Raw genomic sequence first — 26,816 nt, 5'->3', positions numbered from 1 at the left:
GCCGCCCCGCACAACCTCCTGATCAGCCGGTCAGGCCGTTGAGGAGGAGTTCGGTGAGCGTGTCGATGATCTGGTCGTCGGTGAAGGCCGGGGCGTGCTCTCCCGCGGTGAGCACGGCGTAGCCGAGCATCGACAGCATCGCACCCATCGCGGCCGCCACCAGCGTGGGATCGCCCGGCAGCGCATGCCCCCTCTCCCGCAGGAACTCCAGGTGCTCCCGGAGGGTCTCGGTCTCGGCCGTGAGGTTCTGCCAGGCGTGGCCGGATCCCGGTTTCTCGGCCGCGGATGACTGATACATCGCCACCACGACCGGCAGATGCTCGCGGAACAGCTTCCAGATGATCGCGACGTGCCAGCGGAGCTGAGCTCGATCGGTGAGGTCGTGGTCGCGCGGATGCGGCTCGATCTCGGCGTCCGAGTCCGCTTCGAGGTCGGCCAGCAGGCTCTTGAGCAGTTCTTCCTTGCTCGCGAAGTGGTCGTAGAACGACCCGGTGGCCCGGCCCGCCGCCCGGGTGATGTCCGTGATCTTGGTGTTGAGATAGCCGTCCTCCACGAACAGCCGCCGGGCCGCTTCCTTGAGCGCCGCCTCGGTCTCGGCCGCCCGCGCTTTCCGAACTCCCACTGGAACTCCCTTGACGTCCATTGACGGGCCACATCATACTGAACCCGCGTTCGCCGAATACACATTCAGTGAAACTTGATTCAGGGAGAATGCATGAAGGTGATTGTCATCGGCGCGGGAGTCGCGGGGGCCGCGAGCGCGATCGCGCTGCGGCGGATCGGCGCCGAGGTCACGGTGTACGAGGCGTATGAGGACCCCGCCGGACAGGTCGGCTCCTTCCTGAGCCTGGCCACCAACGGACTGCGCGCGCTCGACGGGCTCGGCTGCCTGGAAGAGGTCCAGCGGGCCGGCTTCGAGATCCCGCGGCAGCGCATGTGGGCCGGCTCCGGGAAACTGCTGGGCGATGTGCCCCGGGGCCGGCTCACCGGCGACACGCTGAACAGCGTGACACTGATGCGCGGAGACCTCGTGGCGGCGCTCCGCGCGGCGGCCCTGCGCTCGGGCGCCCGGATCGTCACCGGTGAGCGGCTGGTCGACGCGGTCAGCGCCCCTGACGGTGTACGGGCCGAGTTCGCGAGCGGGCGCGTCGCGGCGGCCGACCTGCTGATCGGCGCCGACGGCATCTGGTCCACGACCCGCGGAGTCCTCGCCCCGTCCGCCCCGACGCCGGCCTACGCGGGGCTTTACAGCGTCTCGGGCGTCGCCACGGGCATCGAGGTCGAGCAGGGCACGTTCAACATGGTCTTCGCCCGAAACGGCGCTTTCATCTATATACCCACCCCCGACGGCTCCCTGTGGTGGTCAGCGCAGGTCGCCGCGCCCGAACAGCCGGCGCCGACCGGCACCGGGGACGCGGAACGGCTGGAGCGGCTGAGCGGGCTCTACCGCTCCGAGGAGCTACCGCAGGCCATCCTCAGCGCGACGACGGCCCTCCACCGGCCGACGCTCATGCACACGCTCGCCGAGGTTCCGGTGTGGCACAACGACCGCATCGCACTCGTGGGCGACGCCGGGCACCCGGTCGGCGCCGGGCAGGGCGCGTCCATGTCGATCGAGGACGCGCTGGTGCTCGCACAGGCGCTTGCCGGCACCACGACGGTCCCGGCCGGACTGGAGACGTACGCCCGGAGGCGGCGCGCGCGCGTCGCCAAGATGGTCAAGGCCGCCGGCGACAACCGAGACGCCAAGACCGCCGGACCGATCGGCCGCCGTCTCAACGACCTGATCATGCCGATCTTCTTCCGGCACTTCTACGAGAGGGCCACCGGCTGGCTCTACTCCCACGACCTCGGAACGCTCCCCACCCCGGCGGAGGCGGCGGTCCGGGAGAGCTGAGCCGCCGGCTGGGCGCCGGCTTCAATCCCTCGCACGTACGTGAGACTCGCACGTACGTGAGAACTGCCGGTCACCGCCTACATCAGCACGCGACGGTCACGGCCGATCAGGCGATCGCGGCTCACCGGCGGGGCGCGACTCGCGCACGTTCGCAAGCGGCCCTGGCCGGCGGACACGTCGTTCCAGGTAGGCGGTCGTGAGAAATCCGGGTGCGGAGACCTGGTGCGGCCGAGACCATGATCCGTATGGGCATTGCATCTTCTGCGAGATCGTCGCAGGGCGCGCCGAAGCCAGTGTCGTCTACGCCGATGACAGCGTGGTGGCCATCTTGGACCGCGCCCCGGCCACGGCCGGCCATGTACTGGTGATCCCGCGCGTGCACGTAGCGGGGCTGGCGGACGCCGATGACGCGGTCGGCGCGGCGATCTGGCGGGCGGCACGGCGTGTGTCGGTCGCGTTGCGGGCGTCGGGGCTCCGCTGTGACGGAGTGTGGCTGTCACTGGCCGACGGGGAAGCCGCCGGACAGGAGGTCTTCCATCTCCACCTGCACGTGGTGCCGCGTTATCCGGGGGACGGCGTTGTGGTCACCGCTGACTGGAAGGAGCGCTCGCGTGAGCTTCTCGACCAAGACGCGGCGCTGATCCGGGAGACGCTCGCCTGATTGCGATCCGGGGGCGCTCGCCTGATTGCGGAGACCGACGGTAATCGCGGAGACCGACGGTAATCGCGGAGACCGACGGTAATCGCGGAGGCGGACGGTAATCGCGGAGACCGACGGCCACCCCTCTGGCGGCGAGGAAGAGCAGCCGCGGCCGTTCTCGCACATGCCAAGTGACGGAAACGCGATCACCCGACGGCCGCCCGCGTCGGTGACGCCTGCGATCATGCCAGCACTCACACGATCCAAGGAGCGGTGATGACAGAGCCCTGCGAGGAGTTCCAATGGCTCTCAGGTCGCGGACCGTTGGATGACATCTTCTGCGTGTCCTTCGTCAAGGGCCTCTCGCCTCGCGAGGCGCTCATCCGCCTCGGCGTGGACGAGAACACCTTCGAAGAGATGACCTTCGACGAGCTCGATGAGCTCGTGAACGAGGAAGTGCTGAGCTCGGACGGCGACGGCCCCGGTTACGTCGGCGCCGTGCAGCTCGACGGCTGGGCCGTGCTCGTCGAGCTCTGGGGCTGGCGGGTTGCCGTCGACGACGGCGTGCTGGGCCGCGTCTCGAACGGCACCGAAGTCGTGTCGATCAACCGGCACGACTACGCCTCGGACCTCTTCGTCTATGCGGCCGACCGTGATGTGATGCTGCGCTTTGAGCCCTTGGCACCCCAATACCGGGATGGCGCTGACTCCGAGCGGTGGGAGGCCGCGATGGACGAGGTCGGCCTGGGGCGCCGCACTCATGACGAGCCGATGCCCGGTCGTCCCATCGCCGGCGCGTTCGCCCTGGCGAAGAAGATCACTGGAGTCACCTTCTCCAAGGACGTGCTCACCAAGAAATTCCTGGTCGCGATGGCCGACAAAGAATGATCACCCCTGGTCCATGCGGTCCACCGCCGCAAGAGCAGCCCTCAGGACAGCGGCCTGAGGTGACCTGCGCCCGGTGAGCAGGCTCGCGACCTCGAGGATTTCCTCGGTCGCGTGCCGGTTCAGCTCGACGGCCGTCGGCCACGATGGGAATGCTCACCGTGGTGGAACAGGGCGCCCTGGAGGGGTCACGGGGCGTTTCTGAGCCGTCGACAACCAGTCGATCTTGAATTGATAGTAGGGACACGTCAACGTCCTGCGTCAGCTCGTCCGTGCCGGCAAGGGGCTGCACCACGGATCGGTGAAGACCAGGGCGGTTGTCACCCAACTGGTCACCCGCTCATCGCCTTCTGACCTACCGCCGAGGCTTCTTGAAAGGTAACCGCTCTGTCAGAGGTGACTGCCACGATGGCCCGCAACTGATCAAGGGAGTCACGATGTCGGACATCCGTAGAAACTTCGGCTGGCTCTCCAGCCTTGGCCCGTTGGGCCGGATCTATGGCGTGTCCTTCGTCCGAAGCCTCTCTCCTCAGGAGGTGCTTACTCGATTGGGCGTGGACACCGACACGATCGAGGAGATGACCTTCGAAGAACTGGACGAGTACGCAGACGAGCGCTTGGAGGAATCCGACGGCGGCGACGCGGGTTATGTCGGAGCCGTAAGAGTGGACGGCTGGACCGTGCTGATCGAGCCCTCCGGGTGGAGAATCGCCGCCGGATCCGGGGTGCTGAGCCGCGTTTCGCATGGAACCGAAGTTGTCTCAGTCAACCGGCACGACTACGCCTCGGACGACTTCATCCATGCGATCGACGGCAATGTGATCACGCGCTTCGAGCCCTTGGTGCCGCATCTCCGCTCAGGCAGTGATCCCGATCGGTGGGCGGACCAGATGCGTGTCGTCGGGCTCGGCCGACGTACGTTCGAGGACCCCGTACCCGAGGATCACATCGCAGGCGCGTTCGCCCTGGCGGGCATCATCACTGGCATCAGCTTCTCCAGGGACGTGCTGGACATGACGTTTCTGGGTGCCGCGATCGACAGTGATTGACCATGATTGCGTGAACGGCTCTGCCCCAAAGCTGGCGTAGGTGTCGAAAAGCACTTCCTCTCGCGTACGGCGCAGGTGGCGGACCACTGCGCCGTAGGCGTTCACGCCGTACACGTGCGTATTGGCGATCATGTGGTCGTCACCGGTGAGCAGGGAGTTGTAGAGCGTGGTGGCGTGCACGCGCAGCTCGACGCCGGACGACGTCGCCAACGGCCGGTAGTGCAGGAGGTCGGCGGCGTAGACCAGGGCGCCGCTGGGCCCGACAGCTCGGCCCGGGGGTGCTGGAAGGGGCCGAAGCAATGAACTTGATCTTTTCCGGTGAGGTCAAAGGGCTTGGTCACTCACGTAGGGGGCGTCTCATCTGGTGGGTCGGTGGTAACAAATCAGCGCAGTGGTGAGGCTGACGAATCCCCTGACGAGGCCACTGGTCACCTGACGGTGCCGCTGGCCGCTTCAACGCCTAGACTCACCACCCATGATCCACCTAGACGAGCAGGGGCGCCCGGAACCTCCCCTCGAAGCCGATGAGACCACCACTCTCCTGGGCTTTTTGGAGTTCCAGCGCGCGACCCTGGCGTGGAAGTGCGCGGGACTAGACGAAACCGGTCTGAAAGCCACCGTCGGCGCCTCGTCGATGACCCTGGGTGGGCTACTCAAGCACCTGGCCTACGTCGAGGACGACTGGTTTTCTCGATGGCTGCACGGGAAAGACCGACAACCCCCGTGGGACACGGTGAACTGGCAGGCCGACCCCGATTGGGATTGGCACTCGGCCGCCGAGGACTCCCCTGAGCAGTTGCATGCGCTCTGGCAGAATGCCGTGACCCGCTCCCGATCCCTGGTTGCGGAGGCGCTGGCCGACGGCGGCCTGGAGCGTCGAGCCCGGCGCACCTGGCCCGACGGCCGGGCACCGAGTCTGCGATGGATCCTGTGCCACATGATCGAGGAGTACGCCCGGCACAACGGCCATGCCGACCTCCTGCGGGAGGCGATAGACGGGCTCACCGGAGAATAACCGCCGCGCGGGCGATCACATCGTCACGAGCCCCGGCATCGCCTGGCAGGGTGGCCGCTCATCCCGCAACCCGGCACGGACCGGAGCTCCGGAGCCGGCTCACGTGGTGAGGCGGCGGTAGCAAACGAGCGCTGCGGCGATCACAACGAAGGAGCCGAAGTGGTCGGCTCGGCGCTCGTAGCGGCGGTGGAGGCGGCGGCAGCCGGCCAGGAGACCGTCCGCTCGGCCACCCAGCGGTGACGCCCCAACCGCCGACTGGATCCGATGCCCCGGCGGGCGATGTGCGAGATGATGTCCCGCTTGCACAGGAATGCCTGCAGGTGCGGGTAGTCATACCCCTTGTCGCCGTGGAGCCTGCCCGGCCGCCGGCGGCGCGGCCCGCGGCGGGAGCGGATCGGTGGGATGCCCTGCACCAGCGGCTCCAGCGCCCGGCTGTCATGGGTATTGGCCGCACTGACCTCGACAGAGATGGGCAGACCGGTTCGCTCGGTGATGGGGTGGATCTTCGACCCTTTCTTACCGTGGTCAACAGGATTCGGACCCGTCAGGTCCCCCCTTCGACCGCCCGCAGGCTGACCGGGGCGATCGCGCAGCGCGACCAGTCCAGCTCGCCACGCGGGCCCAGCTCATCCAGCAGGATCCGGTACAGCTTGGCCCACACCCGGGTGGCGTTCCACTCGGCGGAGCGGCGGTGCGCCGTCTGTCAGACGGCTCCAAAGATCGGGGGCGGCTGCCGCCAGGTACACCCGGCGGTGGCCACGTACACGATCACCGCCGGGATCAGGCGGTCATCGGCGCCGCCCTCCACCCTGCGGCCGCGTCGGCGAGGGCGGCACCACACGCTGGAACAGCTCCCGCAACTCATCAGGAACCAGCCGATCCACAAACGTCGTCACGACCGACCCAACGATCAACCGCCAAACAGGACACGGTCTCAGTCACCCGTAAGATCAAAAAGGCCATTTCCCGGCCTGGGAAATGGCCTCTGAACTGGGTGGGGCTACCAGGACTTGAACCTGGGACCTCATCCTTGCCAGGACCGTTCACCGCGAGATCGCGGGGCATCGGCCTGGCTTGCGACGGTGGCCGAGGGACGTAGTCGTGAGCGGCTGTGTGGGGCTGTTGCAGTACGCCTTGCAGTACCCCCTTGTGCCCGTGTTCTGGTCCTCCCCCGTCCTCATGGCTGTCGGCCCGGGGCGGGGCCGCCGTGCCAAGGGTCGACGAAGTCGATCGTGTGTCAACGGCGCTCGAAATCCGGCCCCCCCGGCCACGCGTCGTCTAGGGGTCAGTTTTCACGTGTCGTCGACAGGCGGACCGGTGACGGATCGGCGAAGCTCGGAGCCTACTCCGCCGGAGTCCTGCGGAGCTCGCGATGAACGTTTCAACCGAAGGTTTCCGACGAACGGGCCCCGCCGCCTCATTGAGGAGCAGGCCAAATCCCCATCCCAGAGGGGAACCGACACACCGCACCGGCCACCCGTGGACACGCTCCCATACCCCAAGAGAGCGCTTTTTCCTATCCTTGCCCAATGGAACTAGCGGAGATCCGCACCTACCCCATCAAGTCCACCAAAGGCATCCTCCGCCCATCCGCCCAAGTCCTCCCCTGGGGTCTGGAAGGCGACCGCCGCTGGGCCGTGGTGGACCCGCTGGGAGAAGTGATCTGGGTAGGCGAACACCCCCAGCTCCTCTCGGTTGCGGCCGTCGAAACCCCCGAAGGCGGCCTCCGCCTGTCAGCGAGAGGCATGGGCAAGCTCAAGGTCCCCCCGGCCACCGGCGACACGATCCCCGGGGGTTTCTCCAACTTCGACCGAGCCGTCCTCGCCCACGCCGACGCCCACGAATGGTTCACCCGCCTGCTCGGCAAGCCCGCCCGCCTGATCTGGCTGGACGACCCGCGACGCCGCGCCATAACCGGGGAACACGGCGACCTCCCCGGAGAGATCGTCAGCTTCGCCTGGGACGCCGCTCTCCACCTGGTCTCCCGGAGTTCGCTGAGACGCCTCGACGACTGGATCGCCGAAGGCGCCATGGAACGTCAGGAGCTCCCCCCGGACCCCCTCGACGTCGCCCGTTTCCGGCCCAACGCCGTCATCGACGGCGCGGAGCCGTTCGCGGAGGACGCCTGGACGTCGGTCCGCATCGGGGAGATCGACTTCCGCGTCTCGGAGCTGTGCGACCGCTGCGCCGCCACCATCTGGGACCCGGCCACGCAGGAACGCGGCAAGGAACCCCTGAGAACCCTGGCCAAGCACCGCCGCTGGGACGGCAACACTTGGTTCGGCGTCCGCCTGGTGCCCAAGAACCTCGGCGAGCTGAGAGTCGGCGACGAGGTCCGGCCGGGCTAGCCGGTCAGGCGCTTCAACGTCCGCTCCGCGGACCCCCTTGACCGTCAGGCGTCAGCCGAGCCCTTCGAGTCCGGCTTCCAGTCCTGGGCGAGGAGCCCGAGCAGCACCTCATCCAGGAACTCGCCCATCACCCAGGCCGAGGAGCGCAGCACGCCCTCGCGGACGAAGCCGTTGCGCTCGGCGGAGCGCAGCATCGCGGCATTGTCCGACAGCGTCTCGATCTGCAGCCGCTGCAGGCCGCGCACGACGAAACCGTAGTGGCATAGCACCGCGACCACGTCGGTGCCGTAGCCCATGCCGCGGGAGGGCGGCAGCAGCCCCAGCCCAATGTGCGCGGACCGATGGTGGTTGTCGATGCCCCACAGCGTCGCGGTACCGACCAGCGTGCCGCCGTCCAGCTCCACCACGGAGAACGGGACGAGACTCTGCTCCTTGTCGTCCACCACGAGCCGCGAGTCCTCCGAGCCAGGCGTGATCGGCCGCCACGGCCGGGCTTCGGCCCGCGAGGAGTTGACCACGTCGTCGTAGAGCCCGGCCCGCAGGATCGGGATGTCGTCCTCGTACCGGGCCCTGAGCCCGACTTTGCTGCCCCTTAGCAAGCTTCCTATCCGACTGGGCTGGCTGGCGGCAAATCAACGCTCATCGCGTCAGGACCTCTCGATGAACGGCCCCTGTACGGCCTGCGCCGGGGCGAAACCCTGGGACTCCGCTGGGTCGACGTGGACTTCGACGAAGGACACCTCGACATCCGGCGCCGGCTCGTCCGGGTCGGCAAGGAGCTGCACCACGGGCCGGTCAAGACCAGGGCCGGCAACCGGTCCTTGCCGCTCCTCGGCGTGGTCCGCCGAGCGCTGGAGATCCAGCGAGACGGACAGAAGATCCTCAAGGAGGAAGCGGGGAAGAACCGGGCGGACACCGGACTCGTCCTCACCACCAGGTCGGGCAAGCCCAGAGAGCCGCCAGAAGGCCCTCACGAAGGTGAACGGGCTGTTCGAGTGAGGCCGTTGCAGCAAAAAGCCCCGGAGCTTGATCGCTTCGGGGCGTTTGTCGAGGTGGGGCTACCAGGACTTGAACCTGGGACCTCTTCCTTATCAGGGAAGCGCTCTAACCGTCTGAGCTATAGCCCCTCGTTACGAGAGAGAACGGTATCGCATCCGCCTGCTGGAGGCGAATCCGTGCCGTTCGAACAGGGAAAAGCTTACCCTGTCCGGGCACCCACTCGCGCCATGTCCCCGGCCGGTGGGCCGGGGACATGGCGACAGGTGGTTACTCGGCCTCGCTGAAGGTGACCTCCACGCCGCCGACCAGGTCGGAGGCGATGTTGTAGATGACCGAACCGAGGGTGGACAGGGCCGTGATCAGCACCACGTTCACCGCGCCGATCAGGGCGGTGTAGCCGAGGATGCGGACCGGCTCGAACCAGGAGGCGACGTCCACGCCGCTGGTGGACTTGCCGTCGGCCGTCGTGAGCTGGTTCACCGTCTGGATGATGTTGTCGAACACCCCCAGGCCGGACAGCACCATGTAGAGCACCGCGACCGCGACGAACAGCACCACGAAGCAGACCAGGGAGACCACGAAGCTGAACTTCATGGCCGACCACGGCTCGATGCGGCGCAGCACCAGGTGGGCCTTGCGCGGCGCCCGTGGAGAGGTCTCGGCCGCCTTTTTGTCCCGCGTCTCCGGTGCGGGGGACGACAGGCCGCCTGGAGCCCAGGAGGAGCTGTCGTTCTCTGCCCGCGGGCGGATGCGCACGGTGGAGTCGCCGGGTTTGCCGTCCTCGATCGCCGTCACGTTCTGCCTGCCCTTGAGGTCGTCGGTTACCGAATTATCGGTCTCCGGCGTGGGCTTACCACCGTCAGCCGGTGACTCGACCACATTGGCGGCGTCCGCTTCGGTGGTCTTATCCATCTTCTCCGTCACCTGGTCGCGTGTCGATGAGGAGGCCGGACGTGGACCTGGTCTGGCCTGAGCGCACACAGGCTACTCCCCTTCCCCGTTTTGCTCGGTCTCCAACGCCTCGGCATTACGGGCGAGAGCCACGACGCTGTCCCCCTCTGCGAGATTCATCAGACGTACCCCCATGGTCTGGCGACCGGACTGCTTGATCTCCCCTGCGCTGGTCCGGATAACCCCGCCGGCGGACGTGATCGCGAAAACCTCGTCCTCCGGACTGACCATGGCAGCACCAACCAGCTTGCCACGAGCGCTGACGATCTTCGCAGTCAGGACACCCTTGCCTCCCCGTCCCTGGACAGGGTACTGATCGGCCGGGGTGCGCTTGGCATACCCGCCTTCGGTCGCGATCAACACATCGTCGCCGTCGGCGATGCGGTTCATCGCCAGCAGCTCGTCGCCGTCGAGGAAACGCATGCCGATCACACCGCTGGTCGCCCGGCCCATCGGGCGCAGGGCCTCGTCGGAGGCCGTGAAGCGGATGGACTGGGCGCCGCGGGAGACCAGGAGGAGGTCGTCCTCCTCGGACACCAACCGGGCAGCGATCACTTCGTCATCTTCTCGCAGGTTGATGGCGATCAGGCCACCCGAACGCGGCGAGTCGTATTCGGACAGACGCGTCTTCTTCACCAGACCGCTGCGGGTGGCGAGCACGAGGTAGGGGGCGACCTCGTAGTCGCGCAGGTCCAGCACCTCCATGACGACCTCGTCGGGCTGCATGGCCAGCAGGTTCGCCAGGTGCTGGCCGCGGGCGTCGCGGCCGGAGTCGGGCAGCTCGTAGGCCTTGACCCGGTAGACCCTGCCCTTGTTGGTGAAGAACAGCAGCCAGTGGTGGGTCGTCGTGACGAAGAAGTGGTCGACGATGTCGTCCTGCCGGAGCTGCGCGCCGCGCACGCCCTTGCCGCCGCGCTTCTGCGCCCGGTAGAGGTCGGTGTTGGTGCGCTTGGCGTAGCCGCCACGGGTGATCGTGACGACCATGTCCTCCTCGGCGAGGAGGTCTTCGATCGACATGTCGCCCTCGTAGGCGATGATCTCCGTCTTGCGCTCGTCGCCGTACTTCGAGGCGATCTCCGAGAGCTCGTCGAAGACGATGCTCCGCTGCCGCTCGGGCGAGGCGAGGATCTCCTGGTAGTCGATGATGTGCGCCATCAGCGCGTCGTACTCGTCGGTGATCTGCTGCCGCTCCAGGGCGGCCAGCTTGCGCAGCTGCATGTCGAGGATGGCCTGCGCCTGGATCTCGTCGATCTCCAGCAGCGCCATGAGGCCGCCCTGCGCGGCCGACGCCGACGGCGAGCGGCGGATGAGGGCGATGACCTCGTCCATCCGCTCGAGCGCCTTGAGCAGCGCGCGCAGGATGTGGGCCCGCTCCTCGGCCTTGCGCAGCAGGTAGCGCGTCCGGCGGACCACGACCTCGATCTGGTGGGCCACGTAGTGGCGGACGAACTGGTCCAGCCGCAGGGTCCGGGGCACGCCGTCGACCAGCGCCAGCATGTTGGCGCCGAAGGTGGTCTGGAGCTGGGTGTGCTTGTAGAGGTTGTTCAGCACGACCTTGGCGACCGCGTCGCGCTTGAGCACGATCACCAGGCGCTGGCCGACCCGGGAGGAGCTCTCGTCGCGGACGTCGGCGATGCCGGTGATCCGGCCCTCCTTCACCGACTCGGCGATCGACAGCGCGAGGTTGTCGGGGTTGACCTGGTAGGGCAGCTCGGTGACGACCAGGCACTGACGCCCCTTGGCGTCCTCCTCGACCTCCACGATCGCCCGCATCGTGATCGAGCCGCGGCCGGTCCGGTAGGCGTCGTCGATGCCGCGGCGGCCGACGATCAGCGCGCCGGTCGGGAAGTCGGGGCCCTTGACCCGGGCGATCAGCGCCTCAAGCAGCTCCTCGTCACCGGCCTCGGGGTTCTGCAGGGCCCACTTGATGCCTTCGGACACCTCGCGCAGGTTGTGCGGCGGGATGTTGGTGGCCATGCCGACCGCGATGCCCGCCGAGCCGTTGACCAGCAGGTTCGGGAACCGCGACGGCAGGACCAGCGGCTCCTGGGAACGCCCGTCGTAGTTGGGCTGGAAGTCGACGGTGTCCTTGTCGATGTCACGGATCATCTCCATGGCGATCGGCGCGAGCTTGCACTCGGTGTATCGCATGGCGGCCGGCATGTCGTTGCCCGGCGACCCGAAGTTGCCCTGGCCGTCGACCAGGGTGTAGCGCAGCGCCCAGGGCTGTGCCAGCCGTACGACGGTGCCGTAGATCGAGGAGTCGCCGTGCGGGTGGTAGGAGCCCATGACGTCGCCGACGACGCGGGAGCACTTGAAGTAGCCGCGGTCGGGGCGGTAGCCGCCGTCGTACATGGCGTAGAGCACGCGGCGGTGGACCGGCTTGAGTCCGTCGCGGACGTCGGGCAGCGCACGGGCCACGATGACGGACATCGCGTAGTCCATGTAGCTGCGCTGCATCTCCGACTGGATGTCGACCGGCTCGATGCGCTCTGCGGGCGGAGTGTTCACATCCGTCACGGGTGATGGATCCTTTTCAGAGTCGGAGGAGAGGCTGTACGGCTACCGCTACACATCGAGGAAACGGACGTCTCGCGCGTTTCTGATGATGAAGGAGCGGCGGGCCTCGACGTCCTCACCCATGAGAACGCTGAACAGCTCGTCGGCCTGTGCGGCGTCGTCGAGGGTGACCTGGCGCAGGACGCGGGTCTCCGGGTTCATCGTGGTCTCCCAGAGCTGGGAGGCGTTCATCTCGCCCAGACCCTTGAACCGCTGGATGCCGTCGTGCAGGCGCGGGTCGCGCTTGCCCCGGGCCATGCCGTCCGCGATGATCGCGTCGCGCTCCGGGTCGGAGTAGGCGTAGGAGGCGTCCTCGCCCCGGCGGTCCCACTTGATCTTGTAGAGCGGCGGCTGGGAGAGGTAGACGTGCCCGGCCTCGATCAGGGGCCGCATGAAGCGGAACAGCAGCGTCAGCAGCAGCGTGTTGATGTGCTGGCCGTCGACGTCGGCGTCGGCCATCAGGATGAGCTTGTGGTAGCGGAGCTTGGCGATGTCGAACTCGTCGTGGACGCCGGTGCCCATGGCGGTGATCAGCGCCTGGACCTCGGCGTTCTTCAGCACCTTGTCGATGCGGGCCTTCTCCACGTTCAGGATCTTGCCGCGGATGGGCAGGATCGCCTGGAACTTGGAGTCGCGGCCGCCCTTGGCGGAGCCGCCGGCCGAGTCACCCTCGACGATGAACAGCTCGCACTTCTCCGGATCGCTCCACTGGCAGTCGGCCAGCTTGCCGGGCAGCCCGGAACCGGACTCCAGCAGCGACTTGCGCCTGGTCAGGTCGCGGGCCTGGCGGGCGGCCATCCGGGCGCGCGCGGCCTGAAGGGACTTGTTGATGACGTCCTTGGCCTCGCCCGGGTTGCGCTCGAACCAGTCGCGCAGGTGGTCGTTGCAGGCCTTCTGGACGAACGACTTGGCCTCGGTGTTGCCCAGCTTGGTCTTGGTCTGGCCCTCGAACTGCGGGTCGGCCAGCTTCACCGAGATGATCGCGGTGAGGCCCTCGCGGATGTCCTCACCGGCGAGGTTGTCGTCCTTGCCCTCCTTGAGGAACTTCTGCTCGCGGGCGTAGCGGTTGACGATCGACGTCAGCGCCGCCCGGAACCCCTCCTCGTGGGTGCCGCCCTCGGCCGTGTTGATCGTGTTGGCGAAGGTGTAGACCGACTCGCTGTAGGAGTTGTTCCACTGCATGGCGATCTCGACCGAGATCCCCTCGCCGTTCTCCTCGAAGTCGATCACCGAGACGTGCGCCGGCTCCTTCTTGGAGTTGAGGTGCTTGACGAAGTCGGACAGGCCGCCCTCGTAGTGGTAGACCACCTCGACGGGCTCACCGTCGATGTGGTCGGGCCGCTCGTCCCGGATGGAGATCGTCAGGCCCTTGTTGAGGAAGGCCATCTCCTGGAAGCGGCGCGAGAGCGTCTCGAAGCTCCACGTCGTGGTCTCGAAGATGGTCTCGTCGGCCCAGAAGGTGATCGAGGTGCCGGTCTCGTCGGTCGGCTCGCCCTTCTCCAGGGGTGCCGTCGGCCGGGAGTCCGCGTAGGACTGCCGCCAGTAGTGACCGTCGGTGCGGATCTCCACCTCCAGCCTGGTGGACAGCGCGTTCACCACGGAGACGCCGACGCCGTGCAGACCGCCGGAGACCGCGTAGGACTTGCCGTCGAACTTGCCTCCCGCGTGCAGCACGGTCAGGACGACCTCGACCGCGGGACGCTTCTCGACGGGGTGCATGCCGACGGGAATGCCGCGGCCGTTGTCCACGACCCGCACGCCGTTGTCGGCGAGCAGGGTGACCTCGATCCGGTCGGCGTGCCCGGCCAGGGCCTCGTCGACGGAGTTGTCCACGACCTCGTAGACGAGGTGGTGGAGACCGCGTTCTCCGGTCGAGCCGATGTACATACCCGGGCGCTTACGGACCGCCTCGAGTCCTTCGAGAACGGTGATTGAGCTAGCGTCGTAGGACAAGTGCGGAATCCTCCTGCCGCGGACATGCGGCGGGAGAAACGAATCTCAGCCCCGCCGTGCCCGTCACCGTCGTGAATGCCCCGATGCGCTCACCCAGGGGAGTCGGCTTACGTGCCGGGGGTGACACGCAAACGGACGTGTCCGGAATTCGGTTTCATTCTAGCGGCTCAGAGCGCGTGATGTGGCATTGACGGGCTCCAGAACGCTCTGTCGCGCGTCGACCATCCACTCAAGCATCCCCCTACGCGGAGGGGGGTCATCGCGTCAGAGAGGCCGCTGATCCGTTTTCCGGGAAGTCGATCACCCGTAGGTGTCGCCCGGGCCGCGGCTGCCGGTGACCCGCAGACCACCGCTGGGACGCGGCCCGTTCTGCGGGCCGCGCACCTTCACCCGCTGCACCGTTCCGTCGCCGAGCTCCTCGTTCAGGCGTCTGACCAGGGTTCTTGCCAGCAGCCGCACCTGGGTCGCCCAGGCGGTGGAGTCGGCGACCACCACGACCTCGCCGTCGGCGAAGGTCTCCGGCCGGGTGTGCGCGGCCAGATCGGAGCCGACGATCTCGTGCCAGCGGCCGAACACCCCGCCCACGGCGACGGGCTGTTCCCAGCCGCGGTCGGCCAGCAGATCGGCGATCGCCCGGCCGAAAAGCTGGGGATCGCCGAAATCCCGGCGCGGGCCGGCCGCCCTGCGGCGGGGCTCCCGGCGGGGGAGCTGCCCCCTCCTGGCCGCGTCCGCCTTGGCCTGGGCCAGCTTCTCGCGGGCCAGCGCCGCGCCCTTGGCCGCCGCGCTCCTGGCCGACCCCGCCTCCGGCGTCCCGGGCCCGGGGACGGTCCGGCCGTCCGGCCCGGGCACGGCCCGGGGCTCCCCGGACGGTGCCGCGCCGGGCTCCGGCGGCCTCCCCTCGGCCGCGCTCCGGATCTCCCCAGATGCGCTCTTGGTCTCCCCGCCCCTGCTCCGGCCCTCTCCGGACGTGCTCCGGATCTCCCCGGACGGCGCCGGGCCGTGCTCCGGGGACCTGTCATCGGACACGCTGCACGCTCCCCTCGGTGACGGCGTATCGGGCCCCGACCAGCTCCGCGGGCACGTCGTCGGCGACCGCGGCGGTGATCAGCACCTGTTCGGCCGGGGCGACGATCTCGGCCAGCCGGCGGCGGCGCTGGTTGTCCAGCTCGGCGAAGACGTCGTCGAGGATCAGCACCGGATCACCGCCGTCGGCCCTGAGCAGGTCGTAGGCGGCCAGCCGGAGCGCCAGCGCGAACGACCACGACTCGCCGTGGCTGGCGTAACCGCGCGCGGGCAGCTCCCCCAGGCCGAGGAATAGGTCGTCGCGGTGCGGGCCGATGAGGGTGACGCCGCGTTCGATCTCGGAGTCGCGGACCTCCAGCAGGCCGGCTCGGAGCCGCTCCTCCAGGGTCGCGCGGTCGGCCCCTGCCTCGGTGGGGAGCGTGCCGCGATATTCCAGGCAGGCGGGGGCCGAGCCGGGCGCGAGGGCCGCGTAGGAGGCCGAGACCAGCGGCCGCAGCGCCTCGACCAGCTCCAGCCGGGCCGCGAGCAGCTCCGCGCCGTGCCTGGCCAGGTGGGCGTCCCAGACCTCCAGGGTGCTCAGGGGGTCTCCGGCGCCGGCCGCGGCGAACGCCGCGTCGTGCTCGGCCCGCCGCCCGCTCCGGCCGCCCCGCCGGGCCTGCGCCGCCGTGCGCAGCAGGGCGCCGCGCTGCTTGAGCACCCGGTCGTAGTCGGCGCGGACCCCCGCGAACCGGGGCGCCCTGGCCACCAGCAGGTCGTCGAGGTAGCGGCGCCGCTCGGAGGGGTCTCCCTTGACCATGGCCAGGTCCTCGGGGGCGAACAGGACCGTGCGCAGCAGCCCGACGACGTCGCGCGGGCGCGAGACCGGCGAGCGGTTCAGCCTGGCCCGGTTGGCCCGGCCCGGGTTGATCTCCAGCTCGATCAGCGCCCGCCGGTCCTCCCGCACGATCACGGACCGGATGATCGCCCGCGCCGCCCCCTGCCGCACCAGCGGCCCGTCGCCGGCGACCCGGTGGCTCGACTGCGTCGCCACGTATCCCAGCGCCTCGACCAGGTTGGTCTTGCCCTGCCCGTTGGGACCCACGAAGGCCGTGACCCCCGGCTCCAGGCCGAGGTCGACGGTGTCGTAGGACCGGAAGTCGGTCAGGGAGAGGTTGGCGACATGCACCCCAGGAAGATTAGTCGGACACGCCCCCCGCCGGGGCCGCACGGGCCGGTGCGGCCCGTCCACCGGCGGGGTTACGGGCCCGAGCCCGTGGGAGGGCGCGGGCCGTGCGGGCGCCGGTCCGTCTCCCGGCCTCCGTCGGAGACCCGGTCTACTTCTCGGCCTCCACCGGAGGGACGACGTCGGCGCCCGGGGCGTCGGCGCCCTTGGCGGTCTCGCCCTCCTTGGAGGTGACGGCGTGCCCGCCGAACTGGTTGCGCAGGGCCGCGACGACCTTCATGGCCGGCGAGTCGTCCTGCCGGGAGGCGAAGCGGGCGTAGAGCGCCGCGGTGATGACCGGCAGCGGCACCGCGTGGTCCACGGCGGCCTGCACGGTCCACCGGCCCTCGCCGGAGTCCTGCGCGTAGCCCTTCAGCTCGGCCAGGGCCGGGTCCTCGTCGAGCGCGCGGACCAGCAGGTCCAGCAGCCACGAACGGATGACCGTGCCGTTGCGCCAGCTCTTGAAGGCGCCGGGGACGTCGGTCACGACGTCGGAGGCCTCCAGCAGCTCCCAGCCCTCGGCGAAGGCCTGCATCATGCCGTACTCGATGCCGTTGTGGACCATCTTCGCGAAGTGGCCGGCGCCGACCTCACCGGCGTGGACGAAGCCGCCCTCTTCGGGCGTGAGCGTGTCGAAGATCGGCATCAGCCGCTCGACGCTCTCCTTGGAGCCGCCGACCATCAGCGCGTAGCCGTTCTCCAGGCCCCAGATCCCGCCGCTGACCCCGCAGTCGATGAAGCCGATCCCCTTGGCGCCCAGCTCGGCGGCGTGCTTCTGGTCGTCCAGATAGTGCGAGTTGCCACCGTCGATGACGATGTCGCCGGACGACAGCAGGTCGCCGAGTTCCTCGACCGTCGCCTGCGTCGGCGCTCCGGCGGGCACCATGACCCACACCGTGCGCGGCGCCTGGAGGCGGTCCACCAGGTCCTTCAGGCTGGAGACGTCACTGACCGCGGGATCGCGGTCGTATCCGACGACGTCGTGACCGCCGCGGCGCAGCCGCTCGGCCATGTTGCCGCCCATCTTGCCCAGCCCGACCATGCCGATCTGCATACGAGCACCCCCTTCAGGGTTCCATCATCCACCTACACCCGGCGTGCCAGCGCAAGCCGTACCAGATCGGCGTTTCCATCAACGGGACCGCCCACAGGGCTGTGGAGAACGTCCTCGAGACCGATGCGCGTGGCCAGACCTAATTGCCCCGCTTCGTCGACAAGTATCCAGGCAGGTTCTCCCTCCCCGTGGAGCAGTCGCGGGCCGGGGACGGCGAGTTCGTCGAGACGGCCGAGCACGGCGTGCGCACGGGACACGGCGGTGTCCGCGGAGCCTCCGATGATCTCGACGAGCACCCGTACGCACTCCAGCCCGGTCTCGGCGAGCGCTTCGGCGTCGCCGGTGGACCAGACCCCTGCCTCGACGCCCACGCCGAGCCGCCGAAGATCATGCCACAGGTCGGAGAAGCCGGGTTCGGAGAGGTTCACCGACGCGAAGTCCGGCCGGTCCTCCACGGGCAGCGCGGCCCAGCCCCGTACGGCCTCGCGCCGCGCCTCCACGTCCCCGCCGGTCATCCACAGCCCTGTGCTCACCCCGACGGGGAGCCCGGGGCACGCCCGCCGCACCGCGCGGACGGCCGCACCGATGTGGACGGCGCTGAGCGACTCGCTGCCCGCCTCGTCGCGCGGATGCATGTGCACGGCCGCCGCACCCGCCTCACGGGCCTCACGGGCCGCCTCAGCGAGCTCCAGGGGCGTCAGGGGGAGGGCCGGGTGCGTCCCCGGCTCCCTGTTGCCGTTGAGACACGCCTTGATCATGGCCACGCCCATTCACGCCTCCCCGATCCGCTCCGCCCGCGGACGGACTCCGGGGACGCTCCGGGACAAGTATTCAGCTGGACAGGCGGATGGGCATGATGAGGTAGCGGTAGTCGGGGACGCCCCCGTCGTCCACAGGCTTGCCGCCGGTGAGGATGGCGGGCTTGGTGGAGGTCGTCATCTGCAGGCGGGCGACGTCGGAGTCGATCGCGCCCAGGCCCTCCAGCAGGAACTGGTGGTTGAAGGCGATGTTGATGTCGTCGCCCTCGAAGTCCACCGGGAGCACCTCGACGGCCTGGGCCTCGTCGCCGCTGCCCGCCTCCAGGACGACCTCGTCGCCGCGGAAGGCCAGCCGGACCGGGGTGTTGCGCTCGGCGACCAGGGCCACGCGCTTGACGGCCTCGACGAACGCGCTGGTGGACAGGTCCGCCCGCGCGGAGAACTCGGTCGGCAGCAGCGAACGGTATTTGGGGAACTCCGGGTCGAGCAGCCGGGTGGTGGTGCGGCGGCCGGCGCTGGAGAAGCCGATCATGCCTTCGCCGGTGCCGCCGACGGAGCTCATCGCGATCTCGACCTCGGCGCCGGTGCTCCCCAGGGCCTTGGCGGCGTCGGCGAGGGTCTTGCCCGGGATCATGGCGATCGCCGAGAAGTCGGGCTGGCCCGGCTGCCACTTCAGCTCCCGCACGGCGAGGCGGTAGCGGTCGGTGGCGGCGAGGGTGACGGTGTCGCCCTCGATCTCCATGCGCACGCCGGTCAGCATCGGCAGGGTGTCGTCCTTGCCCGCCGCCACCGCGACCTGGCCGACCGCCGAGGCGAACACGTCGCTGCCCACCCGCCCGGCGGCCGGGGGCATCGTCGGCAGGGAGGGGTAGTCCTCCACAGGCATGGTGAGAAGTGTGAACCGGGCGCTGCCGCAGGTGACGACCGCCTTGGCGCCCTCCACGACGAAGTCCACAGGCTGTGCGGGCAGCGCACGGGTGATCTCGGCGAGGAGCTTGCCCGAGACGAGCACCACGCCCGCCTCGCCGCTCTGCGGTTCGAGGGTCACCTCGGCGGAGACCTCGTAGTCGAAGCCGGAGAGCTTGAGCTGCCCCGTCTCCGTGACCTCCAGGCGCATGCCGGCCAGCACCGGCACGGAGGGACGCGCCGGAAGGCTGCGTGCCGTCCATGCGACCGCCTCAGCGAGTACGTCTCGCTCGATCCGGAACATCACGTGGATCTGCCTCCTGTGTGTCGAGCGCTCTTCGCTCGATGCCTTGGGTTCGAGTGTTCACTGTCCCGCACATGCGCTCCCCGGAACCCCTCTATGGGTCTTGAGTTTCTAGTTAGAGATACAAGGGGTCATCGCATTAGGGGCTGTGGAAACTGTGGAAGACCGCTGTTTCCGCAGGTCAACTATAGTTTTTTCATCCACTGGGGGTGTGGGTGACGGGTGTGGAGAACTCGCGGGGCTGGGGAGAACCGAGCTGTACACACAGGCCATCCCCAGATCTTGGTGTCTTCGTCCACCGGTTATCCACGAGGTTTCCCCAGGTTCTCCACGGGGTAGGAAGGCGTTTTGTCCCTGGGGAAAACTCTCTTCACAGGGCGTCCCCAGGTTCTCCCCAAGTTGTCCACGAGTTGTCCCCAGGTTCTCCCCAGAGTTGTCCCCAGGCCGTGTGGGCACCCGGAACCCCCCGATCCAGCGTTGATCATGGTCGGCGGCGCCGATCGACCCCGTCGGCCGGCCCCGTACCACTGATCCACAAGGTTTTCCACAGCCTGTGCATCACGCCGGGGCGAATCTCATCCATTGCGCGACTGCTGCTTGATCCGCGTGGTGAGTTCGTTGACCTGGTTGTAGATGGATCGACGCTCCGCCATGAGCGAGCGGATCTTCCGGTCGGCGTGCATGACCGTGGTGTGGTCGCGTCCGCCGAACTGCTGACCGATCTTCGGCAGCGACATGTCGGTGAGCTCCCGGCACAGATACATGGCGATCTGCCGGGCGGTGACCAGGACGCGTGAGCGCGACCCGCCGCACAGGTCGTCGATCGACAGGCCGAAGTAGGCGGCGGTGGAGGCCATGATCGTGGCGACCGTTATCTCGGAGCCGGCGTCCTCGGTGATCAGGTCCTTGAGCACGACCTCGGTGAGCTGCAGGTCCACCGACTGCCGGTTGAGGCTGGCGAACGCGGTGACCCTGATCAGGGCCCCCTCCAGCTCGCGGATGTTGGTGGAGATGCGGCTGGCGATGTATTCCAGCACCTCGGGCGGGGCGGCCAGGCCCTCCTGGATCGCCTTCTTGCGCAGGATCGCGATGCGGGTCTCCAGCTCCGGCGGCTGGACGTCGGTGATCAGGCCCCACTCGAACCGGTTGCGGAGCCGGTCTTCCAGGGTGACGAGCTGCTTGGGCGCCCGGTCGCTGGAGATGACGATCTGCTTGTTGGCGTTGTGCAGGGTGTTGAAGGTGTGGAAGAACTCCTCCTGGGTCTGCTCCTTGCCCTCCAGGAACTGGATGTCGTCCACGAGCAGGATGTCCACGGCCCGGTAGCGGCTGCGGAAGCCGTCGGCCTTGTGGTCGCGGATGGAGTTGATGAAGTCGTTGGTGAACTCCTCCGAGCTGACGTATCTCACCCGCGCGCCGTCGTAGAGGCTCTGCGCGTAGTGGCCGATCGCGTGCAGCAGGTGGGTTTTCCCCAGGCCCGAGTCGCCGTAGATGAACAGCGGGTTGTACGCCTTGGCCGGCGCCTCGGCCACCGCGACCGCGGCCGCGTGGGCGAAGCGGTTGCTGGAGCCGATGACGAAGGTCTCGAAGGTGTATTTCGGGTTCAGCCGGGCGGGTTCGCCCTGGGTGCGGCCGCCGCGGCCGTCCCATCTGTTGGGTACCGGGCCGGCCGCCGGCTGCGCGGGACGCTCGAAGGTGTCGGGCTCCGGGCGCGAGGCGGGAGGGGGCTGCGGGGTGTATCCGCCGCGGCCGTATCCGCCGCCCTGCTCGGCCGGCGGCGGGGCCGGGGAGGGCTCCGCCGGGAGGTACGGCTGCGCCGGCTCCTCCATGTGCTGGTAGGAGTAGGAGAACGGCTGAGCCTGTGGTTGGTGCTGTGGATATTCGGTGGACGGCGGAGCGGCGGGCCCGGCGGCCGGATAGGGGTGCTGGGGCCCGGATCCGCCGTGGTGCTGGGCGTTCACCGGCTGTGCATAACCCTGCTGTTGTCCACCGCCCTGTGGATAACTCTGCGGCGGCGCCTGTGGATAGGACTCCGGGCGGGAGGCGACGCCGGAGTCGGAGCCCGTGGCGCTGGGGTCGACCATGACCGCCACCCGCATCGGGCGGCCGAACTCCTGGGAGAGCGCGTGGCTGATCAGGGGACGGAGCTTGTTTTCCAGGACATCTCTGGCGAAATCGGTGGGGGCGGCGAGCACCACGGTGTCGTTCATGAGACCGAAGGGCCGGGTCATGCTGAGCCAGACACGCTGCTGGGACGGGACGCTCTCGTTGAGGGAGTTCTCCAGAGCCCGTGCCCACACCGCGCCGAGGTCCATTCCATCCACTGCCCGGCTCACCTCCTCCGACGCGGCCCCCGCTGAGCTCACCGCGATCTGTTTATCCACACCGATGAACCGCCGGGCGCATCGGATTCCCCCGTTGTCCACATGTCGGCTTGCCCGTGGCCCTGCGGGGTCGCTGTCCGTAATCCACATCGAATCCACACGGTGTGCACAGCCCCCCACTTGCCGCCTGACGCATTCCGGCAGCGGAGAGTGGGTCTGGAAGGGCCGACAGTAGCCCTGTCCACAGCCGTGTTCAAGACGTTGTCCACAGCCTAGTGGCACCACGAGGGAGGCTGAGTGCACATCCTGTGGACGGCGGGGCGTCGGTGGATAAAGGGGCTGTGGATCCGTGGATAACCTAGCTCCACGTGCTTTCCGGTTTGACCTGGGACACGCGTTCCCCGTAACGTACGACGGTCGGCTTACCACGCGACGGCTATTTCGCATGCCCCGCTTACCGTAAGCCAGCCACTGCCGAGCGTCCCCATGTGCTGGGGGCGCGTTTTGAAGCCTGGAGCCCACTCGTGAGCAAGCGTACTTTCCAGCCGAACAACCGTCGTCGCGCGAAGACCCACGGCTTCCGGCTGCGGATGCGCACCCGCGCCGGCCGCGCCATCCTGGCCGCCCGCCGTCGCAAGGGCCGCGCCGAGCTCTCCGCCTGACGCATCCGTTGTGCCCGGTCCGCCGGGCCAAGGCAGCAGCGTCCCGTCGCCCGCCGGCCGTGATGTCGGCGGGCGATAGCCGTACCTGCCCAGGGTCAACCAAGGTTCTCGCGTGTTGCCGTCCGGGTCCCGCATGCGCCGGGGCGATGAGTTCGCAGACGCGGTCAGAAAGGGAAGCCGTGCAGGCCGTCCCGCCCTGGTCGCGCACTTGAGCGTGCGCGCGGACGGCGACGAGCCACCCCTGGTGGGATTCGTGGTGAGCCGCGCCGTGGGAGGCGCGGTCGTCCGCAACAGAGTCAAACGTCAGCTGAGACACCTCGTCCGGGACCGTCTTCACCGTCTCCCGAGAGGTAGCCTGCTGGTTGTACGCGCCAATCCACCGGCCGCGTCCGCGCGAAGCGAGCGCCTTGCCGCCGAACTCGACGTCGCGCTGGATCGTTTACTCAGGCGGCGAGAGCCTTCCAAGGCTCACATGGATGGGCGATGATGACGGCGCAGCAGACCGCCGGAGTTTCTCCGGCAGCCAGGATCCTGATGGTTCCTATCCGGTTCTACCGGACATTCGTGAGCCCTCTGCTGGGTCCCCGTTGCCGCTTCCACCCTTCGTGCAGCGCTTACGGTCTTGAGGCGATGGCCGTCCACGGTGCGTTGCGCGGCACATGGTTGACGATCCGCAGAATCGGGCGTTGCCACCCATTCCATCCCGGAGGTTTTGACCCGGTGCCCCCACGCCCGGTCCGGTCCGACGAAACGCAAGGGAGCTAGCTCGGTGGAGCTGTCCTGGCTGAACTGGCTTTACACAGCCGTCGCCCAAGTCATCACCTGGATTCACCAGGGTTATAGCAGCTTCCTCGCCCCTGACAGCGGGCTGACCTGGGCGCTGACCATCATCACCCTGACCGTGCTGATGCGGCTGCTGATCTTCCCCCTCTTCCTCAAGCAGATGCGCTCGTCGAAGAAGATGCAGGAACTGGCACCGAAGGTCCAGGAGATCCGCAAGCGTTACAAGAACGACAAGCAGCGCATGAACCAGGAGGTCATGGCGCTGTACCAGGGGCAGGGGGCCAACCCGCTCGGCGGCTGTCTGCCGATCGTGGCCCAGTTCCCGATCTTCATCTCGATGTTCACCGTGCTGCAGGCGATGGCCAACGGCCAGCTCAAGTTCGGCATGACGCAGCATCTCGTCGACAGCGCCCGCGCGGCGCACATCTTCGGCGCGCCCCTGCCGGCGACGTTCTGGACCGACTCGGCCGACATCATCAAGCTGGGCGCCGACCCGATCGCCACCAAGGTCGTTCTCGCGATCTTCGTGGCGATCAGCTCGCTGACCACGTTCCTCACCGTCCGGCAGAGCGTGGGCCGCTCGATGGCGCAGATGCCGGACAACCCGATGGCGCAGCAGCAGAAGATCCTGATGTACATCTCGCCGCTGTTCGCGATCTTCTCGCTGAACTTCCCCCTCGGTCTGATCCTCTACTGGGTCACCACCAACCTCTGGACCCTCGGGCAGCAGCACTGGTTCTACAGCCGCAACCCCTCCCCGGTGGTCGACGCCAAGGGCAACATGGTGACCCCCGAGCCCAAGCCGAGCCTGCTGAGCAAGGTCAAGAAGGCCGCTCCCGAGCCCGAGGCGCCGCCCGCGCCGCCGGAGCCCAAGCCGACCCGCCAGCAGCCGACCCGCCAGCCGCGCAGCAAGCGGACCGGTAGCAAGAAGTCCTGACGACAACCTGACAGCACGAAGGAGTGGCCGGACGTGACCGAGGCCGAGGCCGAAAAGGAGACCGTGAAGGCGGCTCCTGATCTCGCTGCGCTGGAGCAGGAAGGCGAGATCGCGGCGGACTACGTCGAGGGTCTGCTCGACATCGCCGACATCGACGGTGACATCGACATGGACGTCGAGGGCGATCGCGCCGTGGTGTCGGTCGTGGACATCAAGGGCGGCGACCTCGTGGGTCCCAACGGCGAGGTGCTGGAGGCGATCCAGGAGCTGACCCGGCTCGCCGTCCACCGCCAGACCGGAGAGCGCTCGCGGCTCATGCTCGACATCGGCGGCTACCGTGACCGCCGCCGGACGGAGCTGCGCGAGCTCGGCAGCAAAGTCGCCGCGGACGTCAAGCGCAACGGCGAGCCGAAGGCGCTGCAGCCGATGACCCCGTTCGAGCGCAAGATCGTGCACGACGCGGTCGCGGCGGCGGGGCTGCGGAGCGAGTCCGAGGGCGAGGAGCCCCGGCGTTTCGTGGTGGTCCTGCCCGCATAACGCAGACAGGCACAGACACTGGCCGCCGTCCCCGGTCCCCCGGGGGCGGCGGCCTTTTTCGCGGCCCGCCTTTGTGCGCCCGTATGGGACGGGCCGTTAGCCTTAGAAAATCCTGACCCAGACAGTCCCGAGGAAGAGTGAGCGTCGAGTGAGCGAGCAGATCCCCGAGCCGCCCGAGGTTGCGCGCGAGGTGTTCACCGGCGACGCCTGGTCCAGAGCGGAGGCGTTCGCGGCGTTGCTGGCCGGACCCGGGGTGGTGCGCGGGCTGCTCGGGCCCCGCGAGGTGCCCCGTATCTGGGACCGCCACCTGCTCAACTGCGCGGTGGTCGCCGAGGCCGTCCCCGCCGACGTGCGGCTGGTCGACATCGGCTCGGGCGCCGGCCTGCCCGGCCTGGTCCTGGCGATCGTACGGCCGGACATCAGGGTCACGCTCCTGGAGCCGCTCCTGCGCCGGACGGTGTTCCTGGAGGAATGTGTGGAGGCGCTGAAGCTCGACAACGTCGAGGTGCTGCGCGGCCGGGCTGAGGAGTTCGTGGGCAAACGCGAGTTCGACGTGGCCTGCGCGCGCGCCGTGGCGCCGCTCGACCGGCTGCTGAAGTGGTCGCTGCCGCTGTTGCGCGAAGGAGGCGAGCTTCTCGCGATGAAGGGAGAGCGGGCAGCGGAGGAGCTGGCGGACGCCGAGGGGCAATTGCGGTCCAGTGGGGTGCAGACCGCCGAGCTTGTATCGGTCGGGCACGGTAAGGTCGAGCCGCCTGCAACTCTCATCCGAGTGGTCGCCGGTCGGACCCCCGAAGGAGCGCGGCAGGCCTCTCGCCGGAAGGATCGTGAATCGCGATCGAAGCGGGCACGACGCCAGTAGACAGACCGAGTAAGCGAGTACGAGGCCAGTGAATGACCGTGTGAATGCGATCGTCAGCGCGGCGGGCGGTCTCGGCTGGCCGGAGAACCCTGTCACCCCGCCCCATCGACGCTCCTCTGGCCTGGGATGGCCGGCACCGGCTCCCGCCCCCGTAGCCAGCTCGGTTGAAAGGACGACGACCGTGACCCAGACCCCCCTTAATCCCGGCGACTCGCCGCTGGTACGAGAGGCACTCAGCTCAGTGGTTTCACGTGAAACATCGGCCCAGACGACCGCGGCGGCTCCTGGAGGCTCCATGGGGACCCGGGGAGAAGGCTGGCCCCGCCCTCCCAAGACGCGCATCTTCACCGTCGCCAACCAGAAGGGCGGTGTGGGCAAGACCACGACCTCGGTGAACCTGGCGGCCGCGCTGTCCATGCACGGTCAGCGGGTGCTCGTGGTCGACCTCGACCCGCAGGGCAACGCCTCCACGGCGCTGTCCATCGAGCACCGTGGCGACGTGCCCGACATGTACAAGGTCCTGGTGGAGGACATGTCCCTGGCGGAGGTCGTCAAGGAGGTCCCGGAGATGCCCGGGCTCTACTGCGCCCCCGCCACGATCGACCTGGCCGGCGCCGAGATCGAGCTGGTCTCCATGGTGGCCCGGGAGGCCCGCCTCCAGCGCGCGCTGGCCGCGTACAAGGAGATCGAGCTCGACTACGTCTTCATCGACTGCCCGCCGTCGCTCGGCCTGCTGACCGTCAACGCGTTGATGGCCGCAAACGAGCTGCTGGTCCCCATCCAGTGCGAGTACTACGCGCTGGAAGGCCTCGGCCAGCTGCTCCGGAACGTGGACCTCGTCCGCGCCCATCTGAACCCCGCGCTTGATCTGTCCACCATCCTGCTGACGATGTACGACGGGCGGACCCGGCTCGCCTCCCAGGTCGCCGAGGAGGTCCGCTCCCATTTCGGTGACACCGTGCTGAACACGCTGATCCCCCGGAGCGTCCGGGTCTCCGAGGCCCCGAGCTACGGCCAGTCGGTCATGACCTACGACCCGGGCTCCAGCGGTGCGATGGCCTACATGGACGCCGCTCGCGAGATGGCACATCGTGGCGCGGCCGTGTGAACGTTGACAGACTTACGGCTGTCGTCGTCGTGGGAACGCCGAAGGCGCAGATCTTGAGCCGTGGGAG

Annotated in this window: 25 protein-coding genes, 1 tRNA gene and 1 pseudogene; 13 read left to right on the top strand and 14 right to left on the bottom strand. The window is 68.4% G+C overall.

What is annotated here, in order from left to right:
• Positions 1-22: 22 nt before the first annotated feature.
• A complete protein-coding gene (locus ACZ6R6_RS15055; RefSeq protein WP_470093591.1) occupies positions 23-622 on the bottom strand; it encodes a TetR/AcrR family transcriptional regulator in 600 nt (199 codons plus the stop codon).
• A 93-nt stretch (positions 623-715) separates the two neighbouring features.
• Between ACZ6R6_RS15055 and ACZ6R6_RS15050 the strand changes: the two genes are divergently transcribed.
• The 5 genes from ACZ6R6_RS15050 (at position 716) to ACZ6R6_RS15030 (ending at position 5,486) form a co-directional block, all read left to right on the top strand.
• Entirely contained in the window at positions 716-1,897 is a 1,182-nt protein-coding gene (locus ACZ6R6_RS15050; RefSeq protein ID WP_470093589.1) for an FAD-dependent oxidoreductase, read from the top strand.
• 196 nt (positions 1,898-2,093) lie between these two features.
• Positions 2,094-2,558: an HIT family protein gene (locus ACZ6R6_RS15045; protein WP_470093587.1), complete on the top strand. Its 465-nt coding sequence runs from the start codon at positions 2,094-2,096 to the stop codon at positions 2,556-2,558.
• Between the two features lie 255 nt (positions 2,559-2,813).
• Positions 2,814-3,425: a DUF6461 domain-containing protein gene (locus ACZ6R6_RS15040; RefSeq protein WP_470093585.1), complete on the top strand. Its 612-nt coding sequence runs from the start codon at positions 2,814-2,816 to the stop codon at positions 3,423-3,425.
• 434 nt (positions 3,426-3,859) lie between these two features.
• Positions 3,860-4,471: a DUF6461 domain-containing protein gene (locus ACZ6R6_RS15035; protein ID WP_470093583.1), complete on the top strand. Its 612-nt coding sequence runs from the start codon at positions 3,860-3,862 to the stop codon at positions 4,469-4,471.
• Positions 4,472-4,946: 475 nt separating this feature from the next.
• The gene (locus tag ACZ6R6_RS15030) at positions 4,947-5,486 is read left to right on the top strand and encodes a DinB family protein (protein ID WP_470093581.1); all 540 of its coding nucleotides are present in this window, start codon (positions 4,947-4,949) and stop codon (positions 5,484-5,486) included.
• A 99-nt stretch (positions 5,487-5,585) separates the two neighbouring features.
• Here the strand turns inward: ACZ6R6_RS15030 and ACZ6R6_RS15025 are convergent.
• Positions 5,586-6,397 (bottom strand): annotated as a pseudogene (locus ACZ6R6_RS15025) (IS5 family transposase).
• A 618-nt stretch (positions 6,398-7,015) separates the two neighbouring features.
• Between ACZ6R6_RS15025 and ACZ6R6_RS15020 the strand changes: the two are divergent.
• The gene (locus ACZ6R6_RS15020) at positions 7,016-7,834 is read left to right on the top strand and encodes an MOSC domain-containing protein (protein ID WP_470093579.1); all 819 of its coding nucleotides are present in this window, start codon (positions 7,016-7,018) and stop codon (positions 7,832-7,834) included.
• A gap of 44 nt (positions 7,835-7,878) precedes the next feature.
• Here the strand turns inward: ACZ6R6_RS15020 and ACZ6R6_RS15015 are convergent, their stop codons facing one another.
• From ACZ6R6_RS15015 to dnaA, 12 genes are all read right to left on the bottom strand, one after another.
• Positions 7,879-8,433 carry a GNAT family N-acetyltransferase gene (locus tag ACZ6R6_RS15015; protein WP_470093577.1) on the bottom strand — a complete coding sequence of 185 codons (555 nt, stop codon included), beginning with the start codon at positions 8,431-8,433 and terminating at the stop codon, positions 7,879-7,881.
• Positions 8,434-8,481: 48 nt separating this feature from the next.
• Positions 8,482-8,622, bottom strand: coding sequence for a hypothetical protein (locus ACZ6R6_RS15010; RefSeq protein WP_470093575.1), 141 nt, complete (start codon positions 8,620-8,622; stop codon positions 8,482-8,484).
• A gap of 265 nt (positions 8,623-8,887) precedes the next feature.
• Positions 8,888-8,961, bottom strand: a tRNA-Ile gene (locus ACZ6R6_RS15005).
• Between the two features lie 139 nt (positions 8,962-9,100).
• Positions 9,101-9,745 carry a DUF3566 domain-containing protein gene (locus ACZ6R6_RS15000; protein WP_470093573.1) on the bottom strand — a complete coding sequence of 215 codons (645 nt, stop codon included), beginning with the start codon at positions 9,743-9,745 and terminating at the stop codon, positions 9,101-9,103.
• A 72-nt stretch (positions 9,746-9,817) separates the two neighbouring features.
• Positions 9,818-12,304 (bottom strand): DNA gyrase subunit A, encoded by a 2,487-nt coding sequence (gene gyrA, locus ACZ6R6_RS14995; protein ID WP_470093571.1) that lies wholly within the window; start codon positions 12,302-12,304, stop codon positions 9,818-9,820.
• Positions 12,305-12,352: 48 nt separating this feature from the next.
• Positions 12,353-14,296 (bottom strand): DNA topoisomerase (ATP-hydrolyzing) subunit B, encoded by a 1,944-nt coding sequence (gene gyrB / locus ACZ6R6_RS14990; RefSeq protein WP_470093569.1) that lies wholly within the window; start codon positions 14,294-14,296, stop codon positions 12,353-12,355.
• A gap of 300 nt (positions 14,297-14,596) precedes the next feature.
• Entirely contained in the window at positions 14,597-15,322 is a 726-nt protein-coding gene (locus ACZ6R6_RS14985) for a DciA family protein (protein WP_470093567.1), read from the bottom strand.
• Entirely contained in the window at positions 15,312-16,484 is a 1,173-nt protein-coding gene (gene recF, locus ACZ6R6_RS14980) for a DNA replication/repair protein RecF (protein ID WP_470093565.1), read from the bottom strand. The genes ACZ6R6_RS14985 and recF overlap by 11 nt, the downstream gene beginning before the upstream one ends.
• A gap of 148 nt (positions 16,485-16,632) precedes the next feature.
• Positions 16,633-17,574, bottom strand: coding sequence for a phosphogluconate dehydrogenase (NAD(+)-dependent, decarboxylating) (gene gnd, locus ACZ6R6_RS14975; protein ID WP_470093563.1), 942 nt, complete (start codon positions 17,572-17,574; stop codon positions 16,633-16,635).
• 32 nt (positions 17,575-17,606) lie between these two features.
• The gene (locus tag ACZ6R6_RS14970) at positions 17,607-18,344 is read right to left on the bottom strand and encodes a 3-keto-5-aminohexanoate cleavage protein (protein WP_470093561.1); all 738 of its coding nucleotides are present in this window, start codon (positions 18,342-18,344) and stop codon (positions 17,607-17,609) included.
• A 61-nt stretch (positions 18,345-18,405) separates the two neighbouring features.
• Entirely contained in the window at positions 18,406-19,545 is a 1,140-nt protein-coding gene (gene dnaN, locus ACZ6R6_RS14965) for a DNA polymerase III subunit beta (RefSeq protein ID WP_306861620.1), read from the bottom strand.
• A 572-nt stretch (positions 19,546-20,117) separates the two neighbouring features.
• Positions 20,118-21,854 (bottom strand): chromosomal replication initiator protein DnaA, encoded by a 1,737-nt coding sequence (dnaA, locus tag ACZ6R6_RS14960; protein ID WP_306875450.1) that lies wholly within the window; start codon positions 21,852-21,854, stop codon positions 20,118-20,120.
• A gap of 533 nt (positions 21,855-22,387) precedes the next feature.
• On the opposite strand from dnaA, the gene rpmH reads away from it, so the two are divergent.
• From rpmH to ACZ6R6_RS14925, 7 genes are all read left to right on the top strand, one after another.
• Entirely contained in the window at positions 22,388-22,525 is a 138-nt protein-coding gene (rpmH, locus tag ACZ6R6_RS14955; protein ID WP_010849920.1) for a 50S ribosomal protein L34, read from the top strand.
• A 112-nt stretch (positions 22,526-22,637) separates the two neighbouring features.
• Positions 22,638-23,012 carry a ribonuclease P protein component gene (rnpA, locus tag ACZ6R6_RS14950; RefSeq protein WP_470093557.1) on the top strand — a complete coding sequence of 125 codons (375 nt, stop codon included), beginning with the start codon at positions 22,638-22,640 and terminating at the stop codon, positions 23,010-23,012.
• Positions 23,009-23,290, top strand: coding sequence for a membrane protein insertion efficiency factor YidD (gene yidD, locus ACZ6R6_RS14945; RefSeq protein ID WP_470093555.1), 282 nt, complete (start codon positions 23,009-23,011; stop codon positions 23,288-23,290). Before rnpA ends, yidD begins: the two co-directional genes overlap by 4 nt.
• Before the next feature lie 4 nt (positions 23,291-23,294).
• Complete coding sequence (gene yidC, locus ACZ6R6_RS14940) at positions 23,295-24,245, top strand: membrane protein insertase YidC (protein ID WP_470093553.1); 951 nt, start codon at positions 23,295-23,297, stop codon at positions 24,243-24,245.
• Positions 24,246-24,278: 33 nt separating this feature from the next.
• Positions 24,279-24,782, top strand: a complete 504-nt coding sequence (locus ACZ6R6_RS14935) for a Jag family protein (protein ID WP_306861590.1) — start codon at positions 24,279-24,281, stop codon at positions 24,780-24,782.
• A 148-nt stretch (positions 24,783-24,930) separates the two neighbouring features.
• On the top strand, positions 24,931-25,641 hold the full coding sequence (gene rsmG / locus ACZ6R6_RS14930; protein WP_470093550.1) for a 16S rRNA (guanine(527)-N(7))-methyltransferase RsmG: 711 nt from the start codon (positions 24,931-24,933) through the stop codon (positions 25,639-25,641).
• Between the two features lie 295 nt (positions 25,642-25,936).
• Positions 25,937-26,749 (top strand): ParA family protein, encoded by an 813-nt coding sequence (locus ACZ6R6_RS14925; protein WP_306861586.1) that lies wholly within the window; start codon positions 25,937-25,939, stop codon positions 26,747-26,749.
• The last annotated feature ends 67 nt before the right edge of the window (positions 26,750-26,816 follow it).

The organism is Streptosporangium sp. NPDC048886 (genome assembly GCF_055586905.1).
The sequence above is the reverse complement of the archived record's forward strand: the minus strand, read 5'-3'. Positions and strand labels throughout refer to the sequence as shown.